Raw genomic sequence first — 14438 nt, 5'->3', positions numbered from 1 at the left:
CGTATTATAAACTTTCATAAAAACCATCTCTGGCGTCTCTCTCATTATCTTTCATTCCCTTATTATACTCAATTTCATACTCAGGGATGGGCAAGGTATAGGCCGGATCATTAGGAGCTAAAATAAATGATCTTTTTGCCGAAGGAACATACTTATAAGTATTTGGATCCTGTTCAAAGTATGTATACGATGCTGTCAATGTTTTGGTGTTCGGATACTCCGGCACAACATTATATCGACGTAAATCAAACCAACGATGGCCTTCGAGACACAACTCCCTGCGACGTTCATCCCTGATAAAATAAATTAACTCGTCATGCGTAAGATTATTTACTTTTGAATTATCATACAAATCACTGCTAAAACGGTTACTTCTTAATTCATTCAGAACTTGTTTTGTCGTATTGTCATCATTCAAGAAAGCGGCAGATTCAGCCAAATTTAAGTAAGCCTCTGAAGTTCTGAGAACAAAATTATCCGATAAATCTTTGGTTTCAAAATCAGTTCCCGTCATCTTTTTCAGGTATGTAATTTGCCCTTCTTTTACTACATAATACGTTGTTCTTAAATCTCCTGGCTCATAAGAATTGTACAGATCTGCAGAGATTTGAAAATTATTGGAAGAAAGAGAGGTGCCTGCAGCAATATTTCCTGGAATTGATGTTGCCCCCATGGAAAAAATCAGTTCGGGAGAAGATGGATTTAAAAATTCTTCGCCCGAAAATGTGTTTAAATTCTGAAGAGAACTTTTTACATCCAATACTTTTTGAGCATAAATTTTAGCATTCTCATAATCCTGCATATACAAGTAAACCCGGCTTAACAGTAATCGAACCCCATTCACGTCAACTCGATAAAGTGATTTGTGCTCCACACCATCCAATGCCTTTTCAGCCTCCAGCAAATCGTCAACAATAAGTTGATACATCGCAGCAAGCGTACTTCGGGTATAAGTAATATCTTCAATATAAGGTGTAGTTTTTAATGGCACTGCCAATGCAGTTTCAGCAGAAGATGGATTGTAGGCTTCTCCGAAAAGATTTGTCAACACAAAATAATATGCCGCCCGCAAAAATAAACTCTCTCCTTTTATTCTGCTAATGTTATAAATATCATCATCTGTTGTCCCTTTAAAATCAGTAATAGATGAAAGAATAACATTCAAAGAATTGATATGACTGTATAAATTATTCCAATCTGCTGAATCGTCCCAGCTATTGCCCCCATCAGGATTTCGTTCTACTTTTTGCTGCCAGTTAGAATATCCATATAATGTAAAACAAGCGGCTTCAGAGAGATAAGTACTGCCATTTAAATATTGCTCGGTTTCATCTGCCATAAAGTGTATATAAGGGTAATAAAGACCTTCCCTAACTCCCCACTGATAAGATTGCACATTGGTGCGTTTCATGTATGCATTGCCCAACAGCAATTCATCAAGATCGTTGTACCCGGTAACATATGCCTGATCCTGCGAGTATTCCTCTAAAAAATCAGAACAGGAGGCTAGTGCAAACAGGAGGAATATTATTAAATATTTTTTCATCTGTTTATAATTTTAAGTTTTTGTCAGATGGAACTTACCATATAATCATCTCTCTCTGTGTAGAAAGCTTTATACATGGACGTTTCATATGATTATAATTTGTTTTTTAATTGCCATATAGCCTGTCCCGAACTTGTTTCGGGAGAACTTACCATGCTGAGGTAATCATCTCCCTGTGTGTCAAAATCGCTTTGGCATGGACGTTTCATAATCGTAAAGTTTTTAGAATGATACACTAAGGCTCAAAGTAAATGCAGGACGCTCTGAAAGTTGAATATCAGTAAATCCACTTTGTGTTGGAGTTTGTCCTTTTAATTTATTGGAACAAAGAATAAATGGATTGGAAACCAGAAAAGAGGTTTCTAATCTGGATAGCGCCCAGTGTGAAATCGTTGATTCCGGGAATGAATACGTTAAAGACAGACTTGAACATTTTAAATAATCGGCACTCACAACACGTAAATCACTATAATCATACATCTCCCACAAGCTATTGGCAATAGTGGGAACCTGCCCGGATGTGAATCCTGACCAATGACTGGCATAACCATAATAAGAATCCGAATTAGGATTGATAACAGCAGGAATACTTGTCACGTTTTCATCACCCGGGTGCTGCCATCTGTTAAGCATTTCCCGATTGATATTGTACTCTGGCCTAATATCTGATCCTGTTTGATTGTACAGACGAAAAAGACGGGTCTTTGCCCCTAAACTATAGGCAAAATTGGCATTCAGTCTCAAATTTTTATACTCTAATGTTGTATTAAAACCTCCTGTAACAACAGGCTCTCTGCGTCCGCTTGATTTCATCACCTTCATGTACACATCATAATTGTCGATTCCGTACAAAGTTTCTTTCTTATCCTCCAAATCGTTAAACATTGGGCCTCCATCGTTGGGGTTTAAGCCAATAAAATCGTAGGAATAAAAGGAACTCACCGATTTCCCTTTTACCGTTGCGGTTCCTTTTAAAAAATCTGTATAATCGTATTGTTCTGCAGAAGGAAGTGTATTTACTTTATTATCCATGTAGGAACCTGAAGCAGACAAGTACCATTTAAAATTTTCAGTTTTTACGGGTATCGCGGTAATTGAAACATCATAACCCGAGTTAATAATCTCTCCCCCGTTTACTACAGTCGAACTCAAACCATTCACCCCGGATATCTTCTTTTGCATATAGGCGTCTTTTGTTTCTTTATGATAATAAGAGCTGCTTACCATTACCCTGCGGTTAAACATCGAAAACTCCAAGCCTAAATTAAAGGAACCCGTACGCTCCCATTTTAAATTCTCGTTAGGAAATATAGAAATCTTCGATACATATTCATTGTAATGTGTATTATATGGCTGTTTTGAAATGATCATTTCCGGTGATTGGCCACTCAACATGTTTCCCTGATAGCCATACGAACTTTTCAAAAGCAACTCATCAAAAACTCCTGTAAAACTTTTCAAATGCTCATTCAGATTGTATGAAAACGAAGCCGACCATACTGGCAAAAGATTGTCGTTACTTTTGCTTCCAAATTTATTTGACCCATCGTAACGCATATTACCATTAACGGTAAACAAATTTTTATAACTATAGGAAACACTCGAATAGAAGGAAAGCACATTAGAAAGGTTATCACTTACTACAGGTAAATTGGCACTTTGCCAATTTGCATAGGCCAGATATAAAGTTGGATCAACTATGGCAAACTGCATTCCCCGCTCCGGATAATAGCCCCTTGTTGTATTCTCATAGCCTTTATACCTGTCTGAGTTCATTTCAAAACCAAAAGAAGCATTGATATTATATTGTTCAGAATCCCCCCAATATTTATTAATATTACTCTGTAAACGTGCAGTATAAGAACTGTTCCGGGTTTGATTCATTGTGTATTCACCTCCAAATGGTAATTGACTGGACTCTGAATCTATTTTATCACCAACTTCTGCTCTACGCAATACAGATGCATGAAAAGTAGACTCACCCCAGTAAGAATTGATATCAGTATTGGATTGTGTATATGAAAAGATTCCATTAAATGACAACCAATCTTTAGGAGAAAAATTCATATTGATACGATAGGTAGAATTATTACTCTCCTGTTTGCAGCCACTGTTGGCTAATTCATTTAATATATTATACTTATAATACCCGAAACCATCATTAATAAGGTAATTGTCTTCCGGAGCTATTAACCGGCTTGTATTGTATGCATAATTAACAGGAGAAATTTCATCTTGATAATACCTGCGCTTTCCTTTGTTTGCATTAAAAGCAAATGAGGTAGAAAAAGCAGGAGAAAATCTCACATCTAAATTTAGAACAGCTGTATAACGTTTGCTCGTATTGTCTTTAATAACATCGTTATTGTTGGAGTATCCAAAAGAAGAATAGTAACGGATATTATCTGTTCCACCTGTAACACTAACGGTATTGTCTGACGAAAATGAATCTTCAGTCAATTCTTTAAACCAGTCGGTATTTGTATTCTTCAACGAAGAGACCTTGTCGTTAAATTCATTATAATCAATTTCTCCTGCATATAAGCTTCGCAATGCGCCTTCATAACCTACCCAGGATACATTATTTGCATACCCGTAATTATCATTTAAAAGTTCACGGGAAAAATTTAATCTTTCCTTGCCAGTCATTAAATTAATATTGCGGTTCGAATAACGAGGTCGTAATTTATAACTATTATTAGTATTAAAGGAAACAACAGGTTTTCCTGCATGACCCTTTTTAGTAGAAATTACAATTACACCATTGGCTGCTTTTGTTCCATACAAAGCTGTAGCCGAAGCATCTTTTAAAACATCGATTCTTGCGATATCCTGTGGATTCAGGCCTGAAATAGCATTTCCAATGCGATTTACGTAATCAGGGTCATTCAACTCTTCCGGAGATATTTTTACCGGATCAGAAACAACAATACCATCGATAACCCATAAAGGTTCACGATTCCCAATCAAAGTAGAAGTTCCTCTGATTCGTATTTTTGGTACAGCTCCAACCTCTCCTGAATTTGTACTTACAGCCATACCTGAAATATGTCCTTCAAGCATTTTATCAATAGTATTCCCTCCTGTTACCAAAATATCTTCTGCTTTAACAGAAGTAACTGCACTTGTCAGTTTTCTACGATCGATCACTTGATATCCTGTAACAACAACCTCATCCAAATTTGCGGTATCAAATTTCAAAACTATTTTTAAATCGGTCTGCCCATTATAAGTGATCTCTTGCTGCAACATTCCAACAAATGAAAATAACAGTACTGCATTTTCATTTTCAAAAGAAATAAGGTAATCTCCATTTGCATCAGTTGCTGTACCATTTGTAGTTCCCTTAACAACAACAGAAACTCCAGGCAAGGGAACTCCATTTTCGTCGGTAACCTTTCCTTTAACCTCTTTCTTTTTTTGTTCTGCTTCGTTAACCGGTTGCTGTGTTCTGTAGCTTATAATTACTACATCTTCATCTGTGGTATAAGTAAATGGTAATTCTTGAAATAGATCACTCAGACATTCTTCCAATGTTGCAGATTCCAAATCAACCGATACTTGGTAACCTTCTACATCATCGTAAGAGAATACAAAATCGTAATCTGTCAATTCTTCAATTCTCTCCAAAGCCTCTGAGAGTTCTACTTCGTCCAATTTTAAATTCGAAATGATCATTTGAGAATTTACCCGCGCATAGGTCGTTAGTAAACTCATCAACAAAATCATTTTTAATACAGTAAGTCTCATAAGCCACTGTCGGGTTTTTGCCCTATCCCAATTCGGAATAAGGTGGGTTAGTTTTTTTTTCATAAATTTGTGATGAAGATTAAACAATAGTTCATCCCTCCAAGGATGAACAGTTAATTTGAGGGATAGCTCCAACTATCCCTTTTTTACTTCTAAATCCCCTGATGGGGACTTCAACATTATATCATTTTTAGGGGTTATCGATTAACATCGGAAACTACAATTACATTTCCTTTCAATTTCATGCTTATCCTGCCGGTTTGCTCCAGCCTGCTGACAATTTCTGCAAAATCTTCATTCCGGTCAGCCCGCATTCTAAACGCGTAATCTTTCACCGCCGGATTTTGATAAAAAACTTTAAAATCGTACCAACGCTCCAACTTTGTTAGTATATCCTCCAAACGTTCTTTTTCAAAATAGAAATACCCGTCTCTCCATGCAGTATATTTTCTCACATCAACTTGTGAAACATAAATTTTATCACCTCCAATTTTCAAATTGGCATTATCGCCTGGTATCAATTGAACCTCACCTGAGATTTGTTTTGAATTTAACTCAATACTTCCCTCAACCAAAGTAATATTTAGTTCCTCGCTGGGATATGCACTCACATTAAACTCTGTTCCCAAGACACGCGTAGTTGTACTCTTTGTTTTCACAAAAAAAGGTTTGCCGGGATTTTTTTCAACATCAAAGTATGCTTCACCAAGCAATTCCACTTCTCTTGTTGCGCCGGTAAACTTCACAGGATAACGAAGTTCTGATTCTGAATTTAGCCAAACCTTTGTTCCATCAGATAAAACCAGTTGATATTCTCCCAGGCGAGGCACTTTCAAAGTATTGTACATATCAGCCAATTTGTTCTCGTTACTCTCGCCTGCGATACCAGCATACTGAACTACATGGTTTGAATCGGTGTGAATTTGCACTCCTTCCTTTTCGGAGATGATTCTATTGATGCCCTCGTCTAACCGGTACTCATTCCCACCAGATGTAATTAATAAAGCTTTGCTGTTTCCTTTTTCGATTTGCGCAAGCTGATTTCCATCCTGATCCATTTGGTTGACAATTCTGTCAAATTGAAAAATGAATGCACAGGACAATAAGACAGCAACACTTGCTGCTATCATCCAGCCTCTTTTTCTTCTTTGCTGCTCTTTCAATTTATAAGTTAGCTTTTGCCACTCCAAACCAATATTTGGAGCATCAATCTGCTCTAACTTCTGTCCGGATTCTTTGTATTGCCGCAACTCATTGTACAAATCGAGCATTTGTTGGTTGCTCTCGTATTTTTGAAAGAAGTCAGACCCATATTTTTGAGGATTTTTCAGTACTTGAAAAACCTCCTCCAATTGATCATGATTATATGATTTTTTCATCTTGCTTGTAAATTATCAGATTTGAGACATTTAGAATATCCTCGTCTTACAAAAACAACACAAGGAAAAAATAAAATGGGTGAATTATTTTTTATTTTTTCTTCGAAACATGAAGAAAAAACAATAATAAATCGCGGTCCAGATCGTGACGCAATTTTTTTAGGGAATTGGTAACGTGCGTTTTTACGGTATTCACAGAGATATTTAATTCTTCGGCAGTTTCCTTATAACTTAAATTTTCGATAAAGCATTTTTTAAATACGCTTCGTCCTTGTGGGGGTAATTCCTCAATGGCTTTCCTAATTTCATCGAGTACGGAATCATAATCCTGATATTCATCTTCACCATATCCGGAACTGTGTAAAGTTCTGCTGATGTATTTTTTCTCCACTTCTTGTCGTTTCAGGTAATTTAAAGATCTGTTCCTAACCATACTATATAGGAATGATTTTAAGGAATAAGAAATATCCAATTGATTGCGCTTGTTCCAAACTTCCTCAAAACAATCGTTCACGATATCTTTCGCAACTTCGGGATTGCTCAAAAAACTTTGGGCATGATAATACAAACTGTTATAGTGTTCCTTAAACAGTTCTTCTAAAATGGTTGTATTTATGAGTAGTTTAGCCAATCTTTCAATACTCTATTTGGAATTAATTCACCCTAATGACGCTCCGAATTTACTACTTCAAGTAATAAACTCACGCAAATTAAAAAATAGGTGAAGTAAATTTTCGTTTTTTTTAATTTTCAACGCTCTTTTTTGACTAAGCGTTTTATGCAAATGACAAACGATTTTTAACATTTGATTCGAAGAAATAATAAAAACAAAAAGCTGCCCATAAGGCAGCTTGTTTAAAATTTGGGAAACACAATCCCACAAAGAGTGCAATAACTACTCTTTGCGGAAGGTTTTTTATTTGCTCATAAATTGCAAGGACCACAAATCTTTCTTTTGATCTTCAGGTGCTAACTCTATTGATTTTGCAGCCTGAATTTTTGCCTCTTCTATTTGTCCGGCTTTATTCAATATGCAGGCATATGTATCAATATTCGCAAAATTGGCGTTCAATTCAACAGAGCGTTTGGCCATTTTCACAGCCTTGTTTACCAATTCTTTATCAAGATCCTCTTTTGCTTCAGCAATAGTCCATGCATAGGAATTCAAATTTTCAGAATTGTCAGTTAGCTATTGAATAGCATTCGTTTTACAGCTTACCGTACACATATTGCATTTTACACAATCGAAATTTGATAAAGATGCATACTTCATTTTTCTATCGATGACAATGGCCTAAGTTGGGCAAACTTTCTGATGACTTCAACAGATAGTCCCTCTGGTTTTTTGCCACTGCAATTAGTTTATTTTTATAATGATAAAATCTGAAAGCAGAGAGAAAAGCAAGACTTCTCTTTTTTAATTATTCTTCTTCAAAACTGATATAACAGAAATTACTACAGAACAAAAAGGGCTAGACTTATTATAGTCTAACCCTTAAAATTTTAACATATACACTTAAAGAAAAATGTCATTCAGATATTCTGCCATAACCCTCACTCTTTAATTTTTAGTCTGTGCAGCATTAATCCTAGCTCTCAACTCATCTTCAAATATTTTTTCCAGTTGCCCACGTAAAATTGATGCTTGCATTTCGTACTCATCCATAGTTTCTTTGGTCACAAATCCCTCATATTTTTTATCCTTGAGTTCTAAGCATATACTCCCAACTGCTTTCAGTTGACTTTCGTACGAATTTTTCAAATCTCCGGCCTTTAAGTACAACATTGATTCTAATAAATATAGCTTTGAAAAAGCTTGTCTAACATCTTTTACTAAATCTACACCAAACAAATAAGTCTCTTTCTTCAACCCTTCTTTTTCACTAATGTAAAAGGCGAAAGCAGATCCAAAAAATCCAATTTTCTCCTGTATTTCTTTTGCAAATTTTATTGCCTTTTCTTCACTAAAATAATCAAGTAATAAATTGAACTTATCTGGTATAATTGCGGTTGCTCCATTTGGATTTTTTTGCGTGTAATCATCCATTATTTGTAAAGCCAAATTGTAATTCTTTGCATCCATCGCAGCTTTTAATTTCATCGAATATTCTTCTTGTTTTTTATCTTCATCTGTAGAGTTTTTAAATCTAGAGTCGTATTTAGATTTGAAAGACATTAGATCATAAGTATTTTCCAGAATCTCATCAATAACAGATTCAATTTCACTTGGATGCCCAATCCATTGAATAACATTATTTTTCACGATAAAACTTACTGGGATACCTTCAATTTTAGCTGCTTCCAACCACTTTCTCTCTATGTCGAAATTGTTATTGTCCGCAACCACATTAAATAACATACGATCCCCTTGCGATTTAACAAATTTTTCAATTTTAGGAAGTAAGGATTGATAAGACTTATCTCCAACTTTTTCCTTAACATTTACTCCAACAACCTCTAATTTTCCTTCGTATTTCTTGGCTATCTGAGAAAGATGAGGCATTGATGCAATGCAAGGACCACACCAGGTTGCCCAAAATTCAAAAACATAAACTTTTCCATCATCAAAATTATCAATCGGATTCCCTTTAATCCATTTCGAATAATTAAATTCAGGTATCTTATCTCCTATTGTCAAGATTTTATCTTGAGCACTAAGGCTCAATGTTGAAAGAATTGTTAACAGTGTAATTAATAATTTGTTCATAATTTTTTTTTTAATGTTTTAATGTTTTTTAATGTGTAATTCTACTACTTGGCAACATTCTACAAATAGAACGTTACCTTATAAAAGCAATAATCCAGTTGAGAATTATTCTCTAAACAGTAAATAAACCTTCTCTATCTCTCATTTTGAATAAGCAGGGGATTAAGCTGCATAACATTAACAGGGATAAGAAGCTGATATTTAGGACTCCCTACCGGAAGGGTATATTCCATTCCTTGTACAACCCTGCTCATTGGTTTGGCTGTTGCCGGATTTGCATTCAATCTTTTACGATCGAAAAATGCCATTTCGTTTAACCTGATTTCTCTTCTTCTCTCATTTAAAATTTCATCAAGAAGAGCATCTGTATTTGTTAATTCTGTTGGTTCATATGCATCCTGCTTAAAACGATTTACGCGCACATAGTCAAGAGCAAAAATTGCATCGGTAACAGTTGGGTTTGGTTTGCGTAAAGCGGCTTCAGCCCTAATTAGCCAAACCTCAGCGGCATTAATACCCGAATGATTGTGGTTATTGTAAAACATCTGCAAGACTCCCGACTGGAAATACGAAAACAAAGTATATCTCAAATCATTATCTGTATCTGTTATTCCCAGCATTTTTTCGGTATAGACCACTGGAAGACTGGAAGATTTAAACCTTGCATAAATAACTTCAGAATTTTTGGCGGCGGGGGTTGGATAACCAATGATTCCTCCTAAAGAACCAAATGATGGAACCGCTTGAGAACACGTGTTATAATCAATAAGATCTCCATTAAGTTCGGTGGCTTTTACTGCGTCTGTGTATGCTTGGTCATAATTTTGCATCCAAAGATAAACTCTTGCTCTCAAAGCAAAGGCCACAGACAAACTTGGTATATTGGAAAATTCTGAGACTTCTGTCTTCATTATAGAAATTGCCTGAGTAAGGTCGTCCAGAATCTGTTCATACACTTTTGCTACAGTCGCACGTTGGTACTGCTTGTTTATATCTGATTCAAGAATCAATGGAACTCCCAGATCTGTTGTGGATGCAGAGCCTGCCGAAGCATCGTATTGTTTACCATACAGATTAACCAGTAAAAAATAATTCATCGCTCGATGAACCAAAGCTCTGCCTTTAACTTCATTTCTGTCATTAGCCACACCTTCTGCAACATTATCTACCTTATCCAACACGTAATTGGCTACATAATTGGATTTATACAATCCATCCCACTTTTCATCACTATTTTCCGAAGAATCAGACCATTTTAAATAACTGGCAAAAATGGGTATAGTATTCAAATAAAAATTTGGTTGTAACTCGTCTTGAGTGATGGTATAGTCATCACTGTATAACTCAAAATAAGGTATATTAAAAGAAATTTCTGTAAAATCACCTTCAGATGTGAAAGTTCCCAAGTTCATTAATCTGGAAAGATCATCAACTGTTTCTGGAATCGTATTGCCCTTTGGAACAATATCTACAAAATCATCACACGAATACAGCAATGATATTAAAATAAAAGTATATATTATCTTTTTCATGTCTTCGCAAAATTAAAAACCGATTTTAAATGAAAATGTATAATAGGTAGGTTGAGTACCCAGATAATTAGAGACTGAATTCGAAATATCAAATCTGTCAGGATCTAATCCTTCACTATTGGCAGCCCAAAACCATAGATTTTCTGCAGATAATTTTAATGAAAGTTCAGATAATGTTCTGGACTTTAAAATCCGAATAAAATCATACGAAACTCCTACAGCTTTTAGTCTAATAAGATCCCCATCCTCAATCATCCTTTCATTATGATTCAATACATCAATATATTGTTGTGTTACAGAATAATTAACTGCTGGTATCCATGTATTGTTTTCATCTCCCGGCTGCCTCCATCGCTGATCAAAAGATTTATATATTCTTCTATCGCTATCAGCAGCATTTGCTATTGATGACATAATGATTTTATGTCCAAATTTGTATGTCAGTATGCAATCCAGTTCAAATCCTTTATATGAAAAAACATTGCTCAATGCCCCAAATATTTTTGGTGTAGATCTACCCATGATCAGGAAATCTTCAGATCCAAAATCAGCTGTCTCATTGTATAAAAATGAATTCCCTTCCTTATCCAATACTTGAATCTGCCCGTCGGAATTTAACCCTCCATTACGATAAGCATATATATAATCAACAGGCCTTCCTTCCAGTGGGTTTCCAGAGGTAATCATTGTTGCAGTCTCTTCTCCGGAATTTACATCTTCAACTTCATTATAATTATACGACAATGTTAAATTAGAATTCCATTTAAAATATTCTGTTGATATTGGACATGAACCTACTGATAAATCAACGCCATGATTTTTTATAGATGCTGTATTTTTTCTAACCATTGCCCATCCATTAGTTGGATCTACCACCATATTTCCTAAGGCATCTTGAGTATTTCGCGTATAATAATCTGCAGACAGATTCAACTTATTCTTAAATAAGGCCAATTCTACACCTGCATTAAATGTGTAAACCTTTTCCCAAGACAATTGTGAATTTTCCGGGTTATCAATCGTTAGCACAGGTTGTCCAAGAAACACATCTCTTGAATTTGACGCGATAAGGTATGGGGATGTAGTCTTATCAACGTTACCACTTAGTCCATAAGAAAGTTTTAAGGCTAATAAGTCAATCCCCTTCACATTGAAAAATTTTTCATTAGAAATATTCCACTTTGTGCCAATAGACCATGTTGGTTGATCCTGGTACTTACTTGAGCGGCCATAAAGATTTGTTTTGTCATAACGGATACTGCCAAAAAGTGTATAAAGATTATTATACGAAATATTGCTTGTTAAAAAGGTGGAAAAATACCGATCTTCTGCATCTGAGTGCACTGGAGAATAAGATAGTCTCTGTAATCCGCTTAAGGAAGAATACCCAGCTACACCTTGATTAACCAAGTTATATAAATTCAATGTAGAATCGTAATTCATTCCCTGTGGATCATATCCAAAATAGCTGTCAGATTCCATTTTGGTTCTAATAGCAAACGCCTCGCATCCTCCAAGGAATGAAAGTTCAAAATCATTCTTACTATATTTGTAATTGAGGACATTCCGAAAAGTATAGCTTAAACTATTATTATGTGTTTTATTTTTTATTGCCCCTTCCGGCAAATTATTTTGAATAGTCCCATTATCATAAGAAGTGAATTTATTATACAAATCTCTAACGTAGTAACTATTTTCCCCATTAAGGATTTCTTGTATAGACTGATCCAATATAAACATCCCACTCGTACTGAAGGTTAACCCTTTTAGTAGATTAATTTCCAATTGAGCATTAGTCATAACATTATAACTTTGAGTTTTGTCCTCTATAAGAGATCTGTCTTTCAACCTATTGAAGCTCCAATCTGTGTATCCTTTCTGCATTAGATCCTCTTTCATCAATTGAGAAACGCCAGTAAACTCGTTACTATAATTACCTGAATTATCCGTGATATTTAGATAAGGTAATATTTGTGTTGGTTCTCCAGAATAAGTATCTGTTTTAGCATAATTTGCACGAAAGCCTGTAGTAAGTTTTATTCTGTCATTTAAATCAAAAGAGCTATTTAATTGTGCTCCTGCACTATTACGCTTATTCCCTATCAAATCACCTTTTGAATTCTCAAAATAAACAGATAAATAATTTGTTATCGATTCCGATCCTCCAGAGATCGTAATATTATGCGTTTGAAGTAGCGAATTCCTGTAAAAATTCTTTTTTAGCTCTCCTATATTATCAACAGATGCAAGTTTATTAAACTCGGATTCTCGCCCGCTATTATTGATATCACCATTATTATATCGATACTCAATTAAAGCCGCTTCTGAAAAATTCTGAGGATGATCTAAAGCAATATTGTTAATCGAAGTTGGGTAATTATGAAATTTCTCTCGTTCCCAATCTACTTGTTGCGCCGAATTTAAATAACCAAGAGAGGAAATATCAAATTTTGATCCTATTTTTACATTTCCAATATATGACACTTTAACTTTTTTGTTTTTACTGCCTTTTTTTGTTGTAATCACCAGTACTCCATTTGCAGCTCGAACCCCCCAAATAGAGGCAGAAGCAGCATCCTTCAATACAGATATACTCTCTATATCGTTTGGATTAATATTATACGTTCCATATTCCATTGGAAATCCATCGACAACAACAAGAGGTTTTGTCTGGGCATAAATAGTTGCCTGACCACGAATCATCATATCTCCATTGCTGTCAATCAAAAGTCCGGGAACGACACCTTCAAGTTTATCTACTACATCGTTTGATACAATTCTGGATAATTCATCCTGATTAACAATATCATAAGAGCCAGTTGCCCTTCCCTGCTCTATTGTCTGATATCCCGTAACTACAACTTCTTCTAAATTAGCAGTGTCATAGTTTAAAACAAGATTCAAGTCTGTCTGCCCCTGGTAAGCAATCTCTTGCGGAATCATCCCTACAAAAGAGAACACCATTACTGTATTTTCATCATCAAATGAAATAGTATAATTACCATCAATATCTGTAGCAACACCAATACTTGTTCCTTTAACTACTACCGAAACTCCTGGCAGCGGAACACCATCTTTATCGGTCACTTTTCCTTTAAGCTCCTTTTTTTCCTGCTTCTGTTTTTGAATGGCTTCTGGTACTTTTTTATGGATAACAACAACTTTATTTTCCACATAATACTCTAAATTGGTATCCTTTAAACAATCGTTCATTACCTGTTCAAGCGTTGCGTCTTTCACATCAATAGAATTTACTTCTATGCCCGAAATCACCTCATCACTATACACAAAGGAATAATCTGAGTGTGTTTTCAATTCCTGAAATACCTCCTTTAATGTGGCCTGATCCATTCGGATGGATATGACACCGCCCTGACTAAATCCTTCAGCAGCAACACTAAAAGTTGCCAGAAAAAGTAAAATGCTTGTTAATTTCATGACCCTAAGTGTTTTCTTCCAGACATTACTTGGGTAATGCCCGAACAAATGATTTTTTTTCATAAATTTGGGTTGTTGGTTAAAAA

At 35.3% G+C, this 14438-nt stretch carries 9 protein-coding genes; all 9 read right to left on the bottom strand.

The window, feature by feature from the left end; translation table 11 throughout:
• Window positions 1-4 precede the first annotated feature (4 nt).
• The 9 genes from ACHZAX_RS07325 to ACHZAX_RS07285 all read right to left on the bottom strand — a co-directional run bounded on the left by ACHZAX_RS07325 (window position 5) and on the right by ACHZAX_RS07285 (window position 14415).
• Entirely contained in the window at window positions 5-1546 is a 1542-nt protein-coding gene (locus ACHZAX_RS07325) for a RagB/SusD family nutrient uptake outer membrane protein (protein WP_320018598.1), read from the bottom strand.
• Between the two features lie 222 nt (window positions 1547-1768).
• Window positions 1769-5263 (bottom strand): SusC/RagA family TonB-linked outer membrane protein, encoded by a 3495-nt coding sequence (locus tag ACHZAX_RS07320; RefSeq protein WP_320018597.1) that lies wholly within the window; start codon window positions 5261-5263, stop codon window positions 1769-1771.
• A 230-nt stretch (window positions 5264-5493) separates the two neighbouring features.
• The gene (locus ACHZAX_RS07315) at window positions 5494-6675 is read right to left on the bottom strand and encodes a FecR family protein (protein ID WP_320018596.1); all 1182 of its coding nucleotides are present in this window, start codon (window positions 6673-6675) and stop codon (window positions 5494-5496) included.
• Between the two features lie 91 nt (window positions 6676-6766).
• The gene (locus tag ACHZAX_RS07310) at window positions 6767-7306 is read right to left on the bottom strand and encodes an RNA polymerase sigma-70 factor (RefSeq protein WP_180327355.1); all 540 of its coding nucleotides are present in this window, start codon (window positions 7304-7306) and stop codon (window positions 6767-6769) included.
• Between the two features lie 285 nt (window positions 7307-7591).
• Window positions 7592-7843, bottom strand: coding sequence for a hypothetical protein (locus ACHZAX_RS07305; RefSeq protein ID WP_320018595.1), 252 nt, complete (start codon window positions 7841-7843; stop codon window positions 7592-7594).
• A 21-nt stretch (window positions 7844-7864) separates the two neighbouring features.
• Window positions 7865-7948 (bottom strand): 4Fe-4S binding protein, encoded by an 84-nt coding sequence (locus tag ACHZAX_RS07300; protein WP_394698302.1) that lies wholly within the window; start codon window positions 7946-7948, stop codon window positions 7865-7867.
• 288 nt (window positions 7949-8236) lie between these two features.
• Window positions 8237-9382, bottom strand: a complete 1146-nt coding sequence (locus tag ACHZAX_RS07295; RefSeq protein WP_320018594.1) for a TlpA family protein disulfide reductase — start codon at window positions 9380-9382, stop codon at window positions 8237-8239.
• A gap of 134 nt (window positions 9383-9516) precedes the next feature.
• Window positions 9517-10914: a RagB/SusD family nutrient uptake outer membrane protein gene (locus ACHZAX_RS07290; protein ID WP_320018593.1), complete on the bottom strand. Its 1398-nt coding sequence runs from the start codon at window positions 10912-10914 to the stop codon at window positions 9517-9519.
• Window positions 10915-10926: 12 nt separating this feature from the next.
• Window positions 10927-14415: a SusC/RagA family TonB-linked outer membrane protein gene (locus ACHZAX_RS07285; RefSeq protein WP_320018592.1), complete on the bottom strand. Its 3489-nt coding sequence runs from the start codon at window positions 14413-14415 to the stop codon at window positions 10927-10929.
• Window positions 14416-14438: the final 23 nt, after the last annotated feature.

Origin of the sequence: Labilibaculum manganireducens (assembly GCF_963665805.2) — a bacterium.
In the GTDB taxonomy this organism is placed as follows: Bacteria; Bacteroidota; Bacteroidia; order Bacteroidales; family Marinifilaceae; genus Labilibaculum; species Labilibaculum manganireducens.
This window is presented reverse-complemented; position numbering and strand designations above follow the sequence as displayed.

Bases quoted from the DNA above. Each gene is read 5' to 3' on its own strand.
- ACHZAX_RS07325 (WP_320018598.1), bottom strand. From the start codon at position 1,546: ATGAAAAAATATTTAATAATATTCCTCCTGTTTGCACTAGCCTCCTGT.
- ACHZAX_RS07320 (WP_320018597.1), bottom strand. From the start codon at position 5,263: ATGAGTTTACTAACGACCTATGCGCGGGTAAATTCTCAAATGATCATT.
- ACHZAX_RS07315 (WP_320018596.1), bottom strand. From the start codon at position 6,675: ATGAAAAAATCATATAATCATGATCAATTGGAGGAGGTTTTTCAAGTA.
- ACHZAX_RS07300 (WP_394698302.1), bottom strand. From the start codon at position 7,948: ATGAAGTATGCATCTTTATCAAATTTCGATTGTGTAAAATGCAATATG.
- ACHZAX_RS07295 (WP_320018594.1), bottom strand. From the start codon at position 9,382: ATGAACAAATTATTAATTACACTGTTAACAATTCTTTCAACATTGAGC.
- ACHZAX_RS07290 (WP_320018593.1), bottom strand. From the start codon at position 10,914: ATGAAAAAGATAATATATACTTTTATTTTAATATCATTGCTGTATTCG.
- ACHZAX_RS07285 (WP_320018592.1), bottom strand. From the start codon at position 14,415: ATGAAAAAAAATCATTTGTTCGGGCATTACCCAAGTAATGTCTGGAAG.